The organism is Deinococcus sp. LM3 (genome assembly GCF_002017875.1).
Lineage (GTDB): Bacteria > Deinococcota > Deinococci > Deinococcales > Deinococcaceae > Deinococcus.
On the sequence record NZ_MUFV01000001.1, the window covers coordinates 634,110 to 653,585 of the forward strand.

At 68.6% G+C, this 19,476-nt stretch carries 19 protein-coding genes and 5 tRNA genes; 20 read left to right on the forward strand and 4 right to left on the reverse strand.

Annotated elements, in window-relative coordinates:
- The first annotated feature begins 68 nt into the window (after positions 1-68).
- Positions 69-144, forward strand: a tRNA-Ala gene (locus tag BXU09_RS02930).
- Between the two features lie 230 nt (positions 145-374).
- Here the strand turns inward: BXU09_RS02930 and BXU09_RS02935 are convergent.
- Entirely contained in the window at positions 375-2,072 is a 1,698-nt protein-coding gene (locus tag BXU09_RS02935; RefSeq protein ID WP_144011951.1) for a PQQ-binding-like beta-propeller repeat protein, read from the reverse strand.
- A 133-nt stretch (positions 2,073-2,205) separates the two neighbouring features.
- On the opposite strand from BXU09_RS02935, the gene BXU09_RS02940 reads away from it, so the two are divergent.
- The 5 genes from BXU09_RS02940 (at position 2,206) to BXU09_RS02960 (ending at position 6,195) form a co-directional block, all read left to right on the forward strand.
- On the forward strand, positions 2,206-2,703 hold the full coding sequence (locus BXU09_RS02940) for a hypothetical protein (protein ID WP_230275944.1): 498 nt from the start codon (positions 2,206-2,208) through the stop codon (positions 2,701-2,703).
- A gap of 160 nt (positions 2,704-2,863) precedes the next feature.
- Positions 2,864-3,811, forward strand: coding sequence for a PEGA domain-containing protein (locus BXU09_RS02945; protein ID WP_168174545.1), 948 nt, complete (start codon positions 2,864-2,866; stop codon positions 3,809-3,811).
- A gap of 112 nt (positions 3,812-3,923) precedes the next feature.
- Positions 3,924-4,925 carry an MBL fold metallo-hydrolase gene (locus tag BXU09_RS02950; protein WP_078300507.1) on the forward strand — a complete coding sequence of 334 codons (1,002 nt, stop codon included), beginning with the start codon at positions 3,924-3,926 and terminating at the stop codon, positions 4,923-4,925.
- 133 nt (positions 4,926-5,058) lie between these two features.
- Entirely contained in the window at positions 5,059-5,520 is a 462-nt protein-coding gene (locus tag BXU09_RS02955; RefSeq protein ID WP_055363577.1) for a hypothetical protein, read from the forward strand.
- A gap of 222 nt (positions 5,521-5,742) precedes the next feature.
- A complete protein-coding gene (locus BXU09_RS02960; protein WP_099748999.1) occupies positions 5,743-6,195 on the forward strand; it encodes a hypothetical protein in 453 nt (150 codons plus the stop codon).
- 69 nt (positions 6,196-6,264) lie between these two features.
- Here BXU09_RS02960 and BXU09_RS02965 read toward each other — a convergent pair whose 3' ends face one another.
- A complete protein-coding gene (locus tag BXU09_RS02965; protein WP_078300511.1) occupies positions 6,265-7,398 on the reverse strand; it encodes a citrate/2-methylcitrate synthase in 1,134 nt (377 codons plus the stop codon).
- Positions 7,399-7,496: 98 nt separating this feature from the next.
- Here BXU09_RS02965 and tsaB point away from each other — a divergent pair, with 98 nt between their 5' ends.
- Together tsaB and BXU09_RS20845 are read left to right on the forward strand one after the other, a co-directional pair.
- On the forward strand, positions 7,497-8,063 hold the full coding sequence (gene tsaB, locus BXU09_RS02970) for a tRNA (adenosine(37)-N6)-threonylcarbamoyltransferase complex dimerization subunit type 1 TsaB (RefSeq protein ID WP_078300512.1): 567 nt from the start codon (positions 7,497-7,499) through the stop codon (positions 8,061-8,063).
- A 210-nt stretch (positions 8,064-8,273) separates the two neighbouring features.
- On the forward strand, positions 8,274-10,130 hold the full coding sequence (locus BXU09_RS20845; protein ID WP_168174546.1) for a PHB depolymerase family esterase: 1,857 nt from the start codon (positions 8,274-8,276) through the stop codon (positions 10,128-10,130).
- A gap of 71 nt (positions 10,131-10,201) precedes the next feature.
- Here the strand turns inward: BXU09_RS20845 and BXU09_RS02980 are convergent, their stop codons facing one another.
- Entirely contained in the window at positions 10,202-12,070 is a 1,869-nt protein-coding gene (locus BXU09_RS02980; protein WP_078300514.1) for an ABC transporter ATP-binding protein, read from the reverse strand.
- Complete coding sequence (locus BXU09_RS02985; protein WP_078300515.1) at positions 12,067-13,989, reverse strand: ABC transporter ATP-binding protein; 1,923 nt, start codon at positions 13,987-13,989, stop codon at positions 12,067-12,069. Before BXU09_RS02985 ends, BXU09_RS02980 begins: the two co-directional genes overlap by 4 nt.
- Positions 13,990-14,437: 448 nt before the next feature.
- Here BXU09_RS02985 and BXU09_RS02990 point away from each other — a divergent pair.
- The 12 genes from BXU09_RS02990 (at position 14,438) to rplA (ending at position 19,405) form a co-directional block, all read left to right on the forward strand.
- Positions 14,438-14,513 (forward strand) — tRNA-Thr (locus BXU09_RS02990).
- A gap of 61 nt (positions 14,514-14,574) precedes the next feature.
- Positions 14,575-14,660: transfer RNA gene (locus BXU09_RS02995), tRNA-Tyr, on the forward strand.
- Positions 14,661-14,667: 7 nt separating this feature from the next.
- A tRNA-Gly gene (locus BXU09_RS03000) sits at positions 14,668-14,740 on the forward strand.
- Between the two features lie 9 nt (positions 14,741-14,749).
- Positions 14,750-14,824, forward strand: a tRNA-Thr gene (locus BXU09_RS03005).
- Between the two features lie 179 nt (positions 14,825-15,003).
- A complete protein-coding gene (gene tuf / locus BXU09_RS03010) occupies positions 15,004-16,221 on the forward strand; it encodes an elongation factor Tu (protein WP_078300518.1) in 1,218 nt (405 codons plus the stop codon).
- Positions 16,222-16,308: 87 nt separating this feature from the next.
- The gene (locus BXU09_RS20850; RefSeq protein ID WP_168174547.1) at positions 16,309-16,515 is read left to right on the forward strand and encodes a pyridoxamine 5'-phosphate oxidase family protein; all 207 of its coding nucleotides are present in this window, start codon (positions 16,309-16,311) and stop codon (positions 16,513-16,515) included.
- Positions 16,516-16,617: 102 nt separating this feature from the next.
- The gene (locus BXU09_RS20855) at positions 16,618-16,968 is read left to right on the forward strand and encodes a hypothetical protein (RefSeq protein WP_168174548.1); all 351 of its coding nucleotides are present in this window, start codon (positions 16,618-16,620) and stop codon (positions 16,966-16,968) included.
- Between the two features lie 141 nt (positions 16,969-17,109).
- Positions 17,110-17,277 (forward strand): 50S ribosomal protein L33, encoded by a 168-nt coding sequence (gene rpmG, locus BXU09_RS03020; protein WP_022800165.1) that lies wholly within the window; start codon positions 17,110-17,112, stop codon positions 17,275-17,277.
- Positions 17,278-17,343: 66 nt separating this feature from the next.
- Positions 17,344-17,520, forward strand: a complete 177-nt coding sequence (secE, locus tag BXU09_RS03025) for a preprotein translocase subunit SecE (protein ID WP_055362219.1) — start codon at positions 17,344-17,346, stop codon at positions 17,518-17,520.
- Positions 17,520-18,092 (forward strand): transcription termination/antitermination protein NusG, encoded by a 573-nt coding sequence (gene nusG / locus BXU09_RS03030; protein WP_055362218.1) that lies wholly within the window; start codon positions 17,520-17,522, stop codon positions 18,090-18,092. The genes secE and nusG overlap by 1 nt, the downstream gene beginning before the upstream one ends.
- A gap of 193 nt (positions 18,093-18,285) precedes the next feature.
- Positions 18,286-18,720, forward strand: coding sequence for a 50S ribosomal protein L11 (gene rplK / locus BXU09_RS03035; protein WP_055362217.1), 435 nt, complete (start codon positions 18,286-18,288; stop codon positions 18,718-18,720).
- Positions 18,713-19,405 (forward strand): 50S ribosomal protein L1, encoded by a 693-nt coding sequence (gene rplA / locus BXU09_RS03040; RefSeq protein WP_055362216.1) that lies wholly within the window; start codon positions 18,713-18,715, stop codon positions 19,403-19,405. Before rplK ends, rplA begins: the two co-directional genes overlap by 8 nt.
- Positions 19,406-19,476: the final 71 nt, after the last annotated feature.

A 19,476-nucleotide genomic window follows, 5' to 3' on the forward strand; every position in this document is an offset into this window, starting at 1 on the left:
TGTCGGCCGACCACGCCCGGCACCCTTGCGCCCGGCGCGGGGGGCGTGGTAGATTCCCTCTCGCCCGTGGGGCCATAGCTCAGCTGGGAGAGCGCGTCGTTCGCAATGACGAGGTCAGCGGTTCGATCCCGCTTGGCTCCACCACACACCGCACCCGCCTGTTTCAACGCAGGCGGGTGCCGTTTTTGTTGCGCCGCCCTGCACCCCGACACACTGGCGTGCGGGTGCAGGGCGGCGGTCATACGGATTCCGTTTGTTTCGCTGACAATCCGGAACTTCACCGGATTGCCAGCTCCACGTCCGGAACCCGTTACTCTCCCACTCGCTCCGCTCGGATTGAACGGGCTTTGCAGCCCATTCAATCGGAGTCCGTATCAGGATTTCTGGAGGGGTCCCAGGAATTCGGGTTTGCCCTGAAGCGGCACGAGTTTCGCGACACTCAGCGGGAAGCGGACCTCCTGGGTGCCGCGCGTGAAGATCACTGCGCCGCGATCCAGGCGGGCGCGGGTGCCGGGCAGGTCCCCGAGCGCGGCGAGCGGCACGAAGACCTCGCGGCCGAAGGTCCGGACCGTGACCGGCACCCGGTCCGCGCCGAGCGTCAGGGTGGCGGTGCGGACCGTGACGTTCTGCACGCCCACGCCCAGCGCCCCGGCGGCCTCGGTCAGCGGCAGGAACACCTGTCCGTCGGCGCTGCGGGCGCGGGCGGCGGCGTCCTGCGCCAGTTGCGCGGGCGTGCGTGCAGGCTGGGGCGGCGTGACCGGAGCTGGGGTTACTGGAGCCGGGGTGACTGGAGCTGGGGTCGCTGGAGCCGGCGTAACAGGTGCCGGAACAGTGGGCCTGGGAGCCGGGGTGGTGGGGGCCGGGGTGGTGGGCCTGGGCGTGACCGGCTGCGGGGCGGGCGTCACGGCGACTGGCGGGGCCGGTTTCGGGGCGCTGATGACGGCGGTGGCGGCGGCGCGGCGGACCTGCGCCTGCGCCTGCAGTTCGGCCTCGCTGTGCGCGCGGCCCCAGGCGGTGGGCGTGGCGTGGAAGGTGGGCCAGGGGGCCACAGCCAGCGGCCGCTGCTTTTGCAGGATGTTCAGGCCGCCGCCGTCGGTCACGAAGTACACGCTGCCCTGGTCACTCACGCTGACACCCAGGTCGATCTTCTTGCCGGTGCGGATCTGCCACAGGCCCTGCCCGGCCTTGCCGATAGCGTGGACGGTGCCGGACAGGTCCGGGACGATCACGCTGCCGTCGCTCAGTTCGGCGGCCGTTCCGGCGATGCCCGCCCCGGCCCGGTAGGTCCATTCGAGTTCGCCGGTGGTGTTCACGGCGTACACGTTGCCGTCGTAACTGCCGACCACGACCAGGCCGCCGCTGGTGACGATGGGGCTGGCGTTCACGAACAGGTTGGTCAGGTGGGTCCAGCGGGGCTTGCCGTCGGGGCTCAGGGCGTGCAGGCGGCGGTCGCTGGACCCGAAGTACACGCTGCCGTCCGCGCCGATGGCGGGGCTGCTGAACACCAGCGAACCGGCCGCGTAGGTCCATTTCAGGCGGCCGTCGGGGCTCAGGGCGTGCATGCGGCTGTTCTGCGCCCCGAAGTAGATGGTGCCGTCGGCGGCGACGGCCGGGCTGCTGAACACGGGCGCGCCGACCTTGAAGGTCCACAGGGTCTTCCCGGCGGCGTCCAGGGCGTGGACGGTGCCGCCAGCCGTGGCGACGATCACGCTGCCGTCGGGACGCAGGGCGGGCGTGGCGAAGATGTCACCGTCGAGTTTGGTCTTCCACAGCAGTTTGCCGCCGGGGTCCAGGGCGTACACGTGGTCGTCGTACGAGGCGGCGATGGTCACGCCCTGCGGCGTCACGACCGGGTAGGCGCGGCCGATGTCGCCGGTCAGGAACGACCATTTCTCGCTGCCGGTGGCGTCGGTGCGGCGCACGCGGGCGTCCGAGCCGACGAAGGTCAGGTCGCCGCTGGGGCTGACGGTCACGCCGGAGATGACGCGCAGTTCCTTGAACACCGCGACCTTGGGGGCGGTCTGGGTGGGGGTCTGCTGGGCAGGGGCCTGAGTGAAACCAGCCAGTGTCATCAGGCTGGAAAGGGCAAGTACGTGGGTGATCCTCATCTGAAGGTAAGCTCCTTTACAGTCCCTTTACGGTAGGGCAACAGGGGGTGGCGGGGTGTGGACGCCTGTCAGGGTACGGCCTAAGATGCGAACTGTTATGAAGAAGATTCTCATGCTGACCGCGTTCGCGCTGACTGGCCTCGCTGCCGCGCAGGACACCGCCCCCACCACCACGGACATGGAAATGACCGGACCGGCCGCCATGAGCGCCAGCGAGAACTTCGCCAAGGCTCAGGAGTACGCCGTGCAGGCCGACGTTGCCTACCCCGTGCCCTTCTACGACCGCACGCTGTGGAAAGCGGCCGTGGACCACTCGTACTACGCCGCCAGCATGGAAGCCGGCAACCGTGACTACGGCGCGTACCTCGCGCAGCTGTACACCAAGACCCAGTGGTGGATCAACGCGTACAACGCCTGGAACCGCCTGGGCGACCTGAACGACCAGGAGAAGCAGTGGGCTTCCCTGAGCGCCGCCAAGCTCGCCTACCTCGCGCTGCAGCGTGGCGACACCGCCACCGCCCGCACGTACGTCGAGAAGGGCATGAGCTGGGCCGACAGCGCCAGCCTCCAGGCCATCATGAAGCGCCTGCAGTAATCCCCACCGGCTTTCTCCGGCGCGGCTCCCGTTCAGGCGGGGGCCGCGCCGCTCATGTGGCCCCGCTCATGTGACTCCCGGCCGCTCAAGCCCCCGCACGCTCAAGGTCGCGTCAGACACTCTTACCCCCCGCCGCGCCGGTATGGTCTACGCTGCGGGCATGACGGTTCGGGGCATGAAGGGTCGGGGCGCGGGTGGACGGGGGTGGGCCGGGTTGATCCTGGCCGGATTGCTGGTGGGCTGCGTGCCCGCCCCACTGCGGGCGCAGCCGGATGCCCGGCTGTCCGTGAGCGCCGCACCGGCCCTGCCCGCCGCGCAGCCCGTGACGGGCGAACAGGGCCTGTACCGCCCGCCGGGTCCGGGGGCACTGCGGGTGCAGTCGGACCGCGCGGCGTTCCTGACCAGCGTGGTTCTGCCCGCGACGGGCGGGGCGCTGGTGCAGCCGACCGTGCGCGCGGCGGCGGGCGTGCCGGTCACGGTGGCGCTCCCCGGCACGCTGGGGTTCACGCAGGTGTTCACGGTCGCCAGCCTGGAACCCCTGAACCTGGGGAGCGCGGCGGGCGCACGCAGCGTGTCCGAGGTGGCCCGCGCCGTCGAGGCGGCGGCGGCCAGCCTGCCGCGCGGGTCTTACACGGTCGCAACGACCGTCTACCGCGTCGAGCCGCTGGGCACGCTGCGGGTGTCGGCGTCCCCGGCGGGCGCGCAGGTCAGCGTGAACGGCCGCGCGGTCGGCGCGGCGCCCGTCACGTTGACGGACCTGCCGGAGGGGCAGGTGACGGTGGGCGTGTCGCTGGGCGGTTACCAGCCGTTCACGCAGCGCGTGACGGTGCGCGCCGACGTCACCACCGAGGTCGCGGCGCGACTGCGACCCGTGACCGGCACCCTGAGCGCGCGCAGCGACGTGCCTGCCAGTGTGCTCGTCGAGGGACAGCCTGTCGGCGCGACCCCGCTGGACCTCGCGGTGCGGCCCGGCGTGTTCTCTGTGAACGTGGTTCCCGCCGACCGCGCCCTGAGGGCGCAGAACCTGCTGGTGCGCGTGAACGCCAGCCGCGTGTCGGCGCTGGTGTGCAGCGTCACGGGCGGCCAGTACCGCTGCGAGATCCGCTGACCGGCCCCCGGCGCGGACCGGCTGGCACCGCAGGGGCGTGTTCCCCGTGCGGTTGCGCCTGCGCCGCCTGACGCACGGTCCCGGTGGCAGGTCAGGCGCTACGCTGCCGGGTATGACTGCCGAACCCGCCTCCCCGCTGCTGACCCATGTCCTGGGCGACCTGCACGCCCTTCAGGTCCCGATCCCGTACCCCATGAAGTACGTGACGGTCCTGATCGACCGGCCAGCGGGGGGGCCGGTCACGATGATCGACACGGCGCTCGACACGCCCGAGGCGCGGCAGGCCATCGAGGACGGGCTGGGCGCGCTGGGCCTGCACTGGGCGGACGTGGACCGCGTGATCATCACGCACCACCACCCGGATCACTACGGACTGGCGGGCGTGGTCGAGGAACGCAGCGGCGCGTCCGTGCACATGCTGGACGTCGAGATCGGGCGCGGCGAACGCTACTGGCACCTGTGGGAGGAGTGGCTGCCCGGCCACCTCAAGCACATGCGCGACCACGGCCTGCCCGCCGAGTCCCTGAACGACATGGGCGCCGACAACCGCCGGGGCCGCGAGCGGGTCCACCCGGCCGCCCGCGTGCAGCCGCTGCGCGAGGGGCAGCACGTCACGCTCTCGGGCCTGGAATGGGAGGTGCTGTGGCTGCCGGGTCACGCGGACGGGCACCTGGGGCTGTGGAACGAGCAGCAGAGCGTGCTGATCGCCGGGGACGCCATCCTGCCGCGCATCAGTCCGAACGTGGGCCTGTACGCGTACACCCGCCCGGACCCGCTGGGCGACTACCTGCAGACGCTGGGGAAACTGGAGGCGCTGAACCCGGCCCGCGCGGTCGTCGGGCATCACGGGCCGGTCATGGAGGGCGTGCAGGCCCGCGCGCGGGAACTGCGTGGCCATCACCACGAGCGGCTGGATTTCATGAAGGCCGAGGCGGCCCGCGAGGCCCGCAGCGCCTACGACCTGTCGCTGGTCATGTTCAACCGCGAACTGAACGTCAGCGGTCGCCGTTTCGCGCTGGCCGAGACGCTGGCGCACCTGGAGCACCTGCGCCTGCTGGGGCAGCTGTACCGCACCTGGAACGAACCGCGCGGCGTGTGGCTGTACCACGCGTAAGGGTTTCAGGTTGATGGTTGATGGATCTGTCCCTCTCCATCAACGTTCAACCATCAACCATCAACCATTGCCCCCCGTGGACCGTGCCTGACGTGACCGACACCGACCACCGCCGCGCTCTATACTCCAGCGCATGACGGCCTCCCAGTCAGAGCTGCAACGGATCATGACTGCGTTGCAAGAGAGCGGTTTGACCGTCGAAGCCGTCGAGGACGGCGCGCTCATCCAGGACGGCGAGACGCGCGTGGCGCTGTTCGCCGAGCCGGACCACCAGGGTGGCGTGATCGTGCGCCTGCACCTGGACCTCGACCTGTACGTCGAGGAGGACAGCCTGCCGGACATCCTGATGGGTATGAACCTGATGAACCAGGGCCTGGATTACGGCGCGCTGAACCTCGACCCGGTCGACCCGGAAGACGACGCCGACGAGGACGCGCCGCTGACCTTCGCGGTGCTGGGCCGCAGCGTCCTGTGGATGCCGGACCTGGGCGTGGCCGAGATGGACCGCCTGCGCGAGCACCTGCGCCGCTTCGAGGCGGAAGTCACGGAGTCCGTGGAACGCACCCTGCACGGCAGCCGCGGCATGAGCGCCTGACCGGCCGCCAGCGCCCCTGAATCCCGCACGCACACCGCTGCCTTCCTGACTGGGAGCGGCGGTGTGTGTCTTCTCCCATGGTCCCGTCACGGGCGGGCCGGTACGCTGGCAGGGTCAACTTCAGATGCAGGTGCGGCGTCCGTCCGGTCGCTTCCGGGCCGTCCTCTCCCCCCCTCGGCGGCCCCGTCCCACAGGCGTGCCCGGCACGCGAAGGTGGTTCCCATGACCCGATTCACCGATGGCCGCTCCCCTGATGGCAGCCGGGCCGCGCGCCCCGCCGCCATGCACCTGACCATGCTCAGTCGCGGGCGGGTGTACGGCCTGTTCCGGTCGCTGGAAGACGTGCAGGGTTGCACGGCGCGGCTGCTGGACCTGGGCCTGGCAGGGCAGTCCGTGCAGCTGCTGATGGGCGAGGACGGCGCGGCCGCCCTGGACTGCGACGGCCGCCGCCACGGGCTGTGGGCGCGGCTGCTGCGGCTGATGCAGGGCATGACCGACGAGCGCGCGCACGTGGAACGCTACGCGGAGGCGCTCGGCTGGGGGGAGATCCTGCTCAGCGTGGACGTGGCCGGGCAGCCGGGGCAAGTGCCGCAGGTCGCGCAGGCGTTCCGGGAGAGCGGCGCGCACTTCGTGAACCACTACGGCGCGTGGGTGGTCGAGCCGCTCAGCGCATAAGCGGCGGGAACGGAACAGGAAGAGGGGCCGGCCGCCCTCACGGGTCAGCCGGCCCCTCTCACCTGCCGGTTACTGGCGGTCTTGCAGTTGCACGTAGTGCGCGTCGGTGGCGCCGGTGTACACGGCGTCGGGGCGCAGCAGGCGGTTGTCGCCGGTGTACTCGATCACGCTGGCGCACCAGCCGCTGATGCGGGCCAGCGCGAAGATGGGCGTGAAGAACTCCTTGCGGATGCCCAGGTCGCTGTACACGGTGCCGCTGTAGAAGTCCACGTTCGGGTAGATGCCCTTGGACCCGATGCGGTCCACGACGACCTTCTCGATGGTTTCGAGGATCTGGTAGTAGTTGCTCTTGCCTTCCTTGTTGGCGACCACTTCGGCGTAGTCGCGCAGGACGCGGCTACGGGGGTCGAAGTACTTGTACACGCGGTGACCGACGCCCATGATCTTGGACTTGGCGTCCAGCTTGGCGTTGATGTAAGCCTCGGCCCGGTCGGGGGTGCCGACCTCGTCGAGCATGTCCATGACAGCCTCGTTCGCGCCGCCGTGCAGCGGGCCTTTCAGGGCGCCGATGGCGCTGGTCATGCAGGAGTACATGTCCGACAGGGTGCTGCTGGTGGCGATGGCGGTGAAGGTGCTGGCGTTCATGCCGTGATCCACGTGCAGCACGAGCGCGATGTCGAACAGGCGGGCCTGCTCGGGGGTGGGTTCCTTGCCGGTCAGCATGTACAGGAAGTTCCCGGCGTGCGTCAGGTCCATGCGGGGCGCGACGATCTCCTGGCCTTCCTGCGCGCGGTTGATGGCGGCGATGATGGTCGAGAACTGCGCGATCATGCGCACCGAGATGGCGCGGCGGGCCTCGGCGCTGGTGTCCTCGGACTGCGGGTCCAGCAGACCCAGGTACGACACGGCGGTGCGCAGCGCCTGCATGGGGTGCACGCCGCGCGGCATGTCACGGATGACCTGCGCGAGCGCGTCGGGAATGGCGCGGTTGGCTTTCAGGTCCGCGTCGAAGGTGGCGAGCTGCGCAGCGGTGGGCAGCTGTCCGTTCAGCAGGGCGAGGGACAGTTCCTCGAAGGTGCTGTTCTCGGCCCATTCCTGAATGGGAATACCCAGGTGGGTCAGGATGCCTTCGGTCCCGTTGATAAACGTGAGTTTGCTCTCCGTGAAGAGGACGCCTTCGAGTCCTTTGGCGATGTTCGTCATGATGACCGAGCATACCACCCGGCCGCTTTCCGCCGGGTCCAGCGGACGTTCCCGCCGGGGTGACAGCGCCCGCCCCGCGGGGCCTAGAATGCCCGGCGATGAGTACCGCCGCTGCGCCCGCTCCCACCGTGATTCTCGCCCTGGATACCGCCACACCCTGGCTGACGCTGGCCCTGCGCTGGCCGGGCGGCGAGCGCGTGGTGTCCCGCGAGGTGGGCCGCGCGCACGCCGAACAGCTGCCCGGCGCGGTTGAAGCTCTGTTCGCGGAGGCGGGCCTGCCGCTGCGGGCCGACCTGCTGATCATCGGGACCGGCCCCGGCTCTTACACGGGCGTGCGGGTCGGCGCGAGTTACGCGCTGGGCCTCGCGCGGGTGTGGGGCGCGGCGGTGCGCGGCGTGAGCACCCTGGAGTCCCTGGTGAGCGGCGACGGCCCGCAGGCGGTCTCCATGGACGCCCGCAAGGGCAACGTGTACGGCGCGGCGTACGACGTGCAGGCCGGCACGGTGACCGGGGTGCGCCACGCACCTGCCAAGCACGCCCTGGAGGACTTCGAGGCCCTGACCGCTCCCCTGCCCCACCACCGCGACCCCGCCCCGGACGGACTGGCCCTGCTGCGCGCCGGACTGGATCACGGCGTGGACGGCTGGGAACTGGCGTACCTGTAGCGCGGACGGTCATCGCAGGGGATCGGGGGGAGGCGTGGCGTGGAAGTGTCTCACGCCACGCCTCCCCCGTCCCCTGCCCCGGCTGTAACCGGGGAGTGACGACTGGCCCGTAGGATGTGCCGGTCAGTCTCAACCCGTTCTTCCGGCGACCTGTACCGGCTCTCTGGCTGTTCCGGCCCCAGGGTGCGCCGCGCCCTCGTGAGGTCCGTCATGAACCGCGCCGCCCTGCTGTTCCTTCCGCTGCTGCTGGCTGCCTGCGCGCAGGCTCCTTCTTCCTCTCCTGCGGTTCCTGGGGCGACCGCATCGCTGTCAGGCGCGTACAGCGCCCAGGCGACCGGAACCACCATCACGGGCAGCGCCACCGGCTCGGGCGTGACCCGCGCCTACACGCTGTACACGCCGCCGATCGGAGCGGGGTCAGCGCGGCCGCTGGTGGTCATGCTGCACGGCTGCACGCAGTCGGCAGCCGATTTCGCGGCAGGCACCCGCATGAACGACCTCGCGGACACGCAGGGATTCCTGGTGGTGTACCCCGAGCAGCCCAGCAGCGCCAATCAGAGCCGGTGCTGGAACTGGTTCGAGCCGGCGCACCAGGCGCGCGGGCAGGGCGAACCGGCCGCGATCCGGGCCGTCGTGGAGGCCGTGAAGGGCCGCGCCAACGTGGACGCCGCGCGGGTGTATGTGGCGGGACTGTCGGCCGGCGCCGCCATGAGCGTGATCATGGGGGCCACGTACCCGGACGTGTTCAGTGCCGTGGGCGTGGCGTCGGGACTGGAGTTCAAGGCGGCCACGGGTTCTGCTGCGGCGTTCACGGCCATGAGCAGTGGCGGCCCGGACCCGGACGCGCAGGGCACGGCCGCGTACGGCGCGATGGGCAGCTTCCGGCGGACCGTGCGGACCATCGTGTTTCACGGCAGCAGCGATTACACGGTGTCCCCCGTGAACGGTGCTCAGGTGGCGGCGCAGTGGGTGCAGACGAACGACTGGGCCGACGACGGGCAGGACAACGGGAGTCGCAGCGCGGCGCAGGTCACGACCCGTTCGGGCACGGTCAGTGGCGGCCGGGCGTACAGCGTGAAGTCCTTCGCGGGCGGCGTGGTCGAGCAGTGGTCGGTGACGGGCATGGGGCACGCCTGGAGTGGCGGGAGTACCGCCGGGTCGTACACGGACCCGAAAGGGCCGGATGCCAGCGCGGAGATGTGGCGCTTCTTCAGTGCGGGCGGCACAGGTGGAGGAGGCACGACGCCGGACACGACCGCGCCGGTCCTGAGCGTGTCGCCCGCACCGGGCACCTACACGGCGCCGCTGACGGTCACGCTGTCCCTGAATGAACCCGGCACGGTGTACGCCACGACGGACGGAAGCGACCCGGCCAGCAGCGCCACGCGGCTCACGCTGGTGGGCGGAGGCAGCCTCACCCTGGGCAGCAGTGGCACGGTCCGGGCGTCCGCGGTGGACGTGGCCGGGAACGTCTCTGCGACGCAGGCCTCGACGTATACGCTGACGGCCGCGCCAGACACGTCCGTGTCGTTCAGTTCCGCGGTTTCCCAGGACGGGTACGTGGCGGCGAACACACCGTCCGCCACGACCGGCGGCTACGTGGTGGCGTCCGGCGGGATCGGCGTGGGCGACAACGCCGACGCTCCGTGGAAGGGGGTGCTGTCGTTCGACACGGCCAGCCTGCCGGACGGGGCGACGGTGACAGGCGCGGTCCTCACGGTGCGCTACAGTCTCGCCCCGAACGGGAATCCCTGGGCGGGCGGGGCGGCGCTGCAAGGGGACGTGAAGGGCGGATGCCTGGGCGCGGCCTGCACGCTGGGCACGGATGACTTCGCGGCGGCTGTCACGGCGGCGGGAGCGGTCACCTTCAGCGCGCCGGCCGGCACAGGGGTCGGCACGACGCTCAGCGCGCCCCTGAGTCCGGCCGGTCTGGCGGCCATCGACAGGACCGGCCGCACGCAGGTCCGTCTGTCGTTCGTGGGAGGTGCCGCGCGCAGCAACCGCCTGAGCGATTACCTCACGCTGGGCGAGGGCGCGCAGGTGACGCTGGCCCTCACCTACCGGTAAGGGTCACGGGAAGCGGGGCGCAGGAGGCAGTCGACACTGACCTCCGCGCCCCGCTTCCCGCGTCCCTCTGCTCAGTCGGCGGCGTCGGCCTGCGCGTACTGGAGGCGGTGGAGGCGGGCGTAGTAGCCGCCCTTTTCGAGCAGCTGGTGGTGGCTGCCCTGTTCGACGATGCGGCCCCGGCGCATGACGACGATGCGGTCGCAGTGTTCGATGGTGCTGAGGCGGTGGGCGATGATGATGCTGGTGCGGCCCTGCATGACGCGGGTCAGGGCCTGCTGGATGCGCAGTTCGGTTTCAGTGTCGACGTTGGCGGTGGCCTCGTCGAGGACGAGCAGGATGTCCGGGTTCTGGATCAGGGCGCGGGCGAAGGCCAGCAGTTGTTTCTGCCCGGTGGACAGGGTCGCGCCGCGTTCGCGGACCTCGGTCTGGTAGCCGTGTTCGAGGCTCAGGATGTAGTCGTGCACGCCGACGTACCGGCAGGCTTCGATGACGCGTTCGTGGGGGATGTCGGGGTTGTTCAGGGTCAGGTTGCTCTCGATGGTCCCGGCGAACAGGAACACGTCCTGCAACACGACGCCCACGTGGCGGCGCAGGTCGTGCTGCGCGAGGTCCTTGACGTCGTTGCCGTCCACGTTCACGCTGCCGCGCTGCACGTCGTAGAAGCGGCTGACGAGGGCGGTGACGCTGGTCTTGCCGGCGCCGGTCGCGCCGACCAGGGCGACGCTCTCGCCGGGGCGGATGTGCAGGTCGATGCCGCGCAGGATCCAGCGGTCGTCGGTGTCGGGGGTGTCGGCGGTGACGGTCTGGTCGTACGCGAACCACACCTTGCGGAATTCGACGCTGCCCTCGAAGTTCGTGAGGGTCCGGGCGTCGGGTTTGTCCTTGATGCTCTCCTCGGTGTCCAGCACGCCGAAGATGCGTTCGCTGCTGGCCATGGCCGCCTGGAGGTTGTTGAACACGTCCGCGAGGTCCTGGATGGGCTGGAACAGCTGCTGCGAGAGCTGCACGAACGCGAACAGCGTGCCCACCGTGATGGCCCCGGCAATGGCGCCGCTGGCGTCCACGCCCAGGATCTGGCGGGCCGCGAAGTACAGGATCAGCGCGACGGCCACCTGCCCGAGGACCGCCACGACCGGCATGAACAGCGAGAACCATTTCACGGAGTTCTCGTTGGCGCTCAGCAGGGCGCGGTTGCTGAGGTTGAAGTCCAGGGCGCTGCGGCGTTCGCGGCCGAACAGCTGCACGGTCAGCATGCCCGTGATGTTCTCGTTCAGTTTGCTGTTCACGGTGGCCTGCTGCGTGCGGGTCTCGCGGAAGGAGTCGCGCAGGCGGGCGCGGAAGAAGTTGGTCGCCAGGAACAGGACGGGCAGGACCGTGAACGAGATCAGCGCCAGCTGCCAGTTCACGCTGAGCATGATGACCACGTACACGACGATGATGAAGCTGCTCTGGATCAGGCTCACTAGTCCGCCCGTGATGAACTGGTTGATGGCGTCCACGTCGCTGGTGACGCGGGTGATCAGGCGGCCCACCGGGTTCTGGTCGAAGTACGACAGCGGCAGCCTCTGCAACTTGCCGAACACGTCGGCGCGGATGTCGCGCAGCACGTTCTGGCCCAGGTAGCCGATGGCGAGCGTGAAGGCGTACTGCAGGGCGAACTCCACGACCTTCAGGCCCATGTACAGCAGGGCTGCGCCGGTCAGGCCGCGCCGCAGCAGGTCGCGGTCCGGTTCGGTGCGCAGCGCCAGCGGCGACAGGTAGGTGTCGATGGCGTGCCGCTGGATCAGCGCGAACAGTGGCGCGGCCAGCGAGATCAGCAGGGCCAGCAGGACCCCGCCGATCACCAGCGGCAGGTACGGGCGGACGTAGTGCAGGATGCGGCGGGTCAGCTGGGTGTCGAAGCCTTTCTGGAAGGCGTCGGTAGCGTCGGGGCGGGTCATCGGGTCACCTGTTCGGGGGTGGGGGCGGTTTCCAGCCTGTCGGCGGCCGCTTCGGGGTCGAGGGGGGCCTCGTCGTCCGCGTCGAGGTCGCTGGCGAGGCGTTGCAGGCGCTCGAGCTGCGCGTAGTGACCGTTCTGCTCGAGCAGGTCGTCGTGGCTGCCCTGTTCGGTCACGCGGCCTTCCTCCAGGACGACGATCTGGTCAGCGTGGCGCAGGGTGCTGACGCGGTGCGCGATCAGGATGACGGTGCGGCCCCGGCTGATCTCGCGCAGCCCGTCCAGGATGCGGCGTTCGGTCTCGGTGTCCACGGCGCTCAGGGAGTCGTCGAGAATCAGGATGCGGGGTTCGCGGACGATGGCGCGGGCGATGGCGGTGCGTTGCCGCTGCCCGCCGCTGAGGGTCACGCCGCGCTCGCCGAGGCTGGTGTCGAAGCCCTGCGGGAAGCCGTCCACGTCCTCGGTCAGCCCGGCGAGGCGGGCGGCCTCGCGCACGCGGGCCGGGTCGGGCTGCTGGGGAATGTCGTCGGGTGGGGGCGCGCCGACCACGCTCACGCCGGTCGGGACGGGCGGCAGGTCGCGGTTGTCCAGGCCGAAGCCGATGTTGTTGGCGATGGTGTCGCTGAACAGGAACGGTTCCTGCGGGACCACGCTGATCGCGTCGCGCAGGGTGCGTAGCGGCATGACCCGCACGTCGTGGCCGTCCACCAGGACGCGCCCGCTGCTGGGGTCCATCGAGCGGGTCAGCAGTTGCCCCAGCACGGTCTTGCCGCTGCCGGTGGGGCCGGTGATGCCCAGGAAGGTCCCGGCGGGGACGTGCAGGTTCACGCCGTTCAGGACGGGCTTGTCGCCGTAACGCAGGCTGACGTTCTCGAAGGTCACGTCGCCGCTCACGGTGCGCAGCGTCGGGTCGGTGCGGCCCGGCTCGTCGCGCACGAGGGCCTGCGAGTCGAAGATCTCTTTCAGGCGCAGCCAGGAGGCCAGTCCGCGCTGCGTGACGCCGGTGATCCAGCCGACCATCAGCATCGGGAAGGTCAGGCGTTCCAGGGTCCCGACGAACTGCACGAACATCCCGACCGTGAAGGTGCTGTCCGGCGCCAGGATCAGCCGTCCGCCCACCAGCAGGATCACGCCGAAGGCGAGACCCAGCAGCAGGCTCATGAAAGAACGCAGCGGGCCGTCCACCTTGGTCAGGGCGATGTTGCGGCGCAGCAACTCCAGGTTCATGGCGCGGTAGTCGTCGATCTCGCGGTTCTCGATGGCGTAGCCCTTGACGACGCGCGCGCCGCTGAAGTTCTCCTGGGCCTTGGCGGCGATCAGCGAGTTCTGCTCCTGCGCCAGCCGGTGGCGGACGTTGATCTGCCGCGCCAGGTACGTCAGGACGCCCACGATGACCGGCACGATGGCCAGGACGATCAGCGTGAGCTGCCAGCTGAGGCTGAACATCACCGCGAAGGCCGTGACGAAGCCCGACACGATGTTCACGATCTGCCACGCGCCGAAGCCCAGCATCTCGCGCACGGCGCTCAGGTCGCCGGTCAGGCGGTTCATCAGGTCGCCGGTGCGGGCGCGGTCGTAGTAGGGCTTGTCCAGGCCCTGCAGGTGCGCGAACAGGTCGCGGCGGATCTCGTACTCGGTCTGGCGGGACGCAATCACGATCATGCGGCGCATCAGCAGCATGAACGCGCCGGAGGTCAGCGCGGCGCCCACGATGCCCAGCGCGTACAAGCCGGCAGTGCCAAGCGCGATGCCGGTCGTGGCGGGGTCGGCGTCCACCTGCCCGGTCAGGCCGTCGATGGTCAGGCGGATGAAGTAGTAGGGCAGCAGGCTGAACGAGTTGGCGATCACGACGGCGATCAGGCCGATCACGTACTGGCGCTGGTGCAGCCGCAGGTACGGGATCAGGGTGCGGAAACTGTCCAAGGGAAACCTCGTGGGAACAGACGGGTGAGGACGGGCGGGAAGGGCAGGGGGTCTTTCAGGGGGCCTCAGCCGCTCTGGCCTGATGGGGCCGGTCGGGGCGGCTGCGCGGTCCCGTGCGCGGGTCAGCATACGCCCGCTGGCTCAGGGGTAAATGCGCCACATGGCGCATACCACCGTCTCGTTCAGGGTTTGCTCAAGGACGGGTCGGGGCGGGGTGGGCAGCGCAACCCCGACCCGACGCGCACAGGCCCAGAAGTGCGTCCTGGAGACGTTCGGACGGTGCGTGGCAGGTCGCCGGGGCCGGGTGGGCGCCGGGCGCGTGGCGGGAATGATTGACACCTTCGGGGGTGACTGCTACTATTCACAGCCGGAAGTGAACGCGCCGAAAAGCGCCGCAGCAACCGCACTCAGAGGCCGGACATTGTTCCAGCATTCGAACAGGGACGGTGCCACCCTAGCTCAACTGGTAGAGCACCCGACTTGTAATCGGAAGGTTGGGAGTTCGATTCTCCTGGGTGGCTCCAAGCGCAAAGGACTTCCACAGGCCCGAGCGTGCTAGATTCGAGACAGTGGGTATGACAATCCGGGTAGGTGGCCGAGTGGTTAAAGGCGACAGACTGTAAATCTGTTCACGTACGTGTACGGCGGTTCGAATCCGCCCCTGCCCACCACGATCACGCGGGAATAGCTCAGTTGGTAGAGCGTCAGCTTCCCAAGCTGAATGTCGCGAGTTCAAGTCTCGTTTCCCGCTTTTCCCAGCGCTTCTGTAGCTCAGTGGCAGAGCACTCCCTTGGTAAGGGAGAGGTCATCGGTTCGAACCCGATCAGAAGCTCCAACAACCGGCGCGACCTGCACCCTGTAGGTCGCGTCTTCTCTTATCTCCCCCTTCACCTGATCTGCCGTGAGAACCCTGAGTCCAGCCTTCCCGAAGGCCCTTTGCGTTTCCGCGGCGGACTTGTACACTGTCAAGGCTTGCCTGCACTGCGGGCAGTTCCATCCCAGGAGGACACACACATGGCTAAAGGAACGTTTGAACGCACCAAACCCCACGTGAACGTGGGCACCATCGGTCACGTCGACCACGGCAAGACCACCCTCACCGCGGCCATCACCTTCACCGCCGCCGCCTCGGACCCCACCATCGAAAAACTGGCCTACGACCAGATCGACAAGGCCCCCGAGGAAAAAGCCCGCGGTATCACCATCAACACCGCCCACGTCGAGTACAACACCCCCACCCGCCACTACAGCCACGTTGACTGCCCCGGCCACGCCGACTACGTCAAGAACATGATCACCGGAGCCGCCCAGATGGACGGCGCCATCCTGGTGGTCAGCAGCGCTGACGGCCCCATGCCCCAGACCCGCGAGCACATCCTGCTCGCCCGTCAGGTCGGCGTGCCCTACATCGTCGTCTTCATGAACAAGGTCGACATGGTCGACGACGAAGAACTCCTCGAGCTCGTCGAGATGGAAGTCCGCGAACTCCTCAGCAAGTACGAGTTCCCCGGCGACGACCTCCCCGTCGTCAAGGGCAGCGCCCTGCAGGCCCTCGAAGCCCTCCAGGCCAACCCCAAGACCGCCCGCGGCGAGAACAACTGGGTCGACCGCATCTGGGACCTGCTCGACGCGGTGGACAGCTACATCCCCACCCCCGAGCGCGCCACGGACAAGACCTTCCTGATGCCCGTCGAAGACGTGTTCACGATCACCGGTCGTGGCACCGTGGCCACCGGCCGCGTCGAGCGTGGCGTGGTCAAGGTTCAGGACGAAGTGGAAATCATCGGTCTGCGCGACACGAAGAAGACCACGGTGACCGGGATCGAAATGCACCGCAAGCTGCTGGACAGCGGCATGGCGGGCGACAACGTGGGCGTGCTGCTGCGCGGCGTGGCGCGTGACGACGTGGAACGCGGTCAGGTGCTGGCGAAGCCCGGCAGCATCAAGCCGCACACGAAGTTCGAAGCGAGCGTGTACGTGCTGAGCAAGGACGAAGGCGGGCGTCACAGCGCGTTCTTCGGCGGGTACCGCCCGCAGTTCTACTTCCGCACGACGGACGTGACGGGCGTGGTGGAACTGCCCGAAGGCGTGGAGATGGTCATGCCCGGCGATAACATCACGTTCGTGGTGGAACTGATCAAGCCGATCGCGATGGAAGAAGGCCTGCGCTTCGCCATCCGCGAAGGTGGCCGTACCGTCGGCGCCGGCGTCGTCGCCAAAGTCATCGAGTAATCCAGTTTCACTGAGGGGGAGGCCTGCGGGTCTCCCCCTTTTTCTGTTGTGGCTCTATCCGCTGCGGCGGGGAGCGTACCCTGGGGCATGGCGAAGCAACTTCCGGGGATCAGCGATCACCTGCGGGCGTTCATGGAGGCCCAGCACCTGTTCTTTGTGAGTACGGCCGCCCCGGATGGACGCGTGAACGTCTTGCCCAAGGGGATGGACTGCCTGCGGGTGCTGGGGCCGAACCGCGTGGCGTGGCTGAACGTGACCGGCAGCGGGAACGAGACGGCGGCCCACCTGCGCTGATACGGATTCCGTTTGTTTCGCTGACAATCCGGAACCCGTTTCTCTCCTACTCGCGTCCGCTCGGATTGAACGGTCTTTGCAGCCCATTCAATCGGAGTCCGTATGAGCCCCCGCATGACCCTGATGTTCTGCGCGGTGCAGGGGCCACCGCTGATCCTGCGGCTGTACGGACAGGCCCGCGCCGTCCATGCGGGCGAACCCGGATGGGACGACTGGGCGGCGCTGTTCCCGCCGCTGCCGGGCGCGCGGCAGGTGTTCATCCTGGACGTCGAGCTGGTGCAGACCTCCTGCGGCATGGCCGTGCCGCTTCTGGAATTCGCCGGGGACCGTGACGACCTGAACGCCTGGGCCGCCCGGCAGACGCCAGAGCAGCTGAGCGACTACCGGCAGCGGAAAAACCTGCGCAGCATCGACGGTTTTCCGACCGGGTCGCCCGGCACAGTGGACACCTGACCCTGAACTCTCTATAATTGGAATGTTGCCCGCCAGAAGGCGGGCTTTTACCAGCGGGTCCGGACGCCCAGCGCGGCAGAACGACCACCATCAGGAACGCTGGGAGCAGACCCCCACCGGGGACTGCGAAGGAGCAACATCATGGCGAAAGACGGCCCCCGCATCATCGTGAAAATGGAAAGCAGCGCCGGCACCGGCTTCTACTACACGACCACCAAGAACCGCCGCAACACGCAGGCCAAGATGGAACTGCGCAAGTACGACCCCGTCGCCAAGAAGCACGTGGTCTTCAAAGAGAAGAAGGTCTGATCCTTCCCAGCCGGGCGTGACGCCCGCCGCTCCGGGCAGACCTTTTCTCTCTTTGCAGGTGAACGCATGAACTTGATTCAGTACTTCCGTGACTCGCGCGCGGAACTGTCGCGCGTCTCGTGGCCAACCCGCCAGCAGGTGCTGGAAGGCACCCAGGCCGTGTTGATCTTCGTGATCGCCCTGACCATCATCGTGTACGCGCTTGACCTGCTGTTCAGCAGCCTGATCCGGGCGGTGCTGTGATGGGCATCGAGTGGTACGCCGTGCATACCTACGTGGGTCAGGAAGACCGCGTGGAATCACAGCTGATGGACCGCGCCACCAAACTCGGGATGCGCGGCACCAAGATCTTCCAGGTGCTGCAACCCACCGAGGAAGCCGTGGAACTCCGCGACGGCGGCAAGAAGGAAACCGTGAAACGCAAGTTGTTCCCCGGTTACGTCTTCGTGCAGATGGACGTCGAGGACGACGACGCGCCGGGTGAACTGGGCGAGTCGTGGGAAGTGGTGCGTGGCACGAACGGCGTCACCGGCTTTGTCGGAACCGCCACGCGCCCCGTGCCGCTCTCTCCCGAGGAAGTGCAGCGTCTGCTGGCCTCGGTCGGCGTCGCGGCGCAGCCGGTCATCGAGGAAGCGCCCCGCGTCAAGGTGGACTTCAAGGCGGGCGACATGGTGCGCGTCACCGGCGGCCCCTTCGCGGACTTCAGCGGCGTGATCAGTGAGGTCAACATCCCGCAGGCCAAGGTCAAGGTGCTGGTCAGCATCTTCGGCCGTGAAACCCCGGTCGAACTCGATTTCGGCCAGGTCGCCAAGTAAGCAGACTGGCCGCTCAGGTCAGTCATCCCGCTCTGCGCCAGCCCGGCCAGCCGCACACCTTGGCAAACAGGGGCGGCGTGGAGTAAAATCGAAAAGTTGCTGTCAATCCACCCCAGGGTGGAAGCGCAGAACTTAGCGTCAGCACCCCGGCCCGCGCCCCAGCGGCCGGCCTGGGGGAGCTAAGGAGGAATGCATGAAAAAAGTCGCAGGTTTAGTCAAACTGCAACTCCCGGCGGGTAAGGCCACTCCGGCCCCCCCCGTGGGTCCCGCGCTCGGTCAGTACGGCGCGAACATCATGGAGTTCACGAAGGCGTTCAACGCGATGACGGCCGACAAGGGTGACGCGATCATCCCCGTCGAGATCACCATCTTCGCCGACCGCTCCTTCACCTTCATCACCAAGACCCCTCCCATGAGCTACCTGATCCGCAAGGCCGCCGGCCTGCAGAAAGGCAGCGCGACCCCCAACAAGGCCAAGGTCGGCAAGCTCAGCTGGGAGCAGGTCCTGGAAATCGCCAAGACCAAGATGCCCGACCTGAACGCCGGCAGCATCGAAGCCGCCGCGAACACCGTCGCCGGCACCGCCCGCTCCATGGGCGTGACCATCGAGGGGGCCCCGAATGCCTAAGCACGGTAAACGTTACGAGGCCCTGGTCGCCAAGGTGGACCGCAACAAGCAGTACACCATCGACGAGGCCGCCGCCCTGGTCAAGGACATCGCCACCGCGAAGTTCGACGAGACCGTCGAAGTGCACTTCCGCCTCGGCATCGACCCCCGCAAGAGCGACCAGAACGTGCGTGGCACGGTCGCCCTGCCCCACGGCACCGGCCGTACCGTGCGCGTCGCCGTGATCACCAAGGGTGACAACGTGCAGGCCGCCGAGGCCGCTGGCGCCGATGTGGTCGGCAGCGACGAGCTGATCGAGCGCATCGCCGGTGGGTTCATGGAGTTCGACGCCGTCGTCGCCACCCCCGACATGATGGCCCAGGTCGGCCAGAAGCTCGCGCGTCTGCTCGGGCCGCGCGGCCTGCTCCCCAACCCCAAGAGCGGCACCGTCGGTCCCGACGTGGCCGGCATGGTCAAGAGCCTGAAAGCCGGTCGTATCGAGTTCCGTAACGACAAGACCGGCGTCGTTCACGCGCCCATCGGCAAGGCCAGCTTCGAGCCCGGCAGCCTGAGCGAGAACTACGCCTCGCTGATCAGCGCGCTGGAAGCCGCCAAGCCCGGAAGCGCCAAGGGCGTCTTCCTGCGCAGCGCCTTCCTGACCACCACGATGGGCCCCAGCATTCCGCTGAGCCTGTCGCAGGGCTAAGCCCACCGGGAACCGTTGCCCTCACGGGGGACCGGTTCCCACCCGGCTGCACCCACCGAGCTTCACCCAAC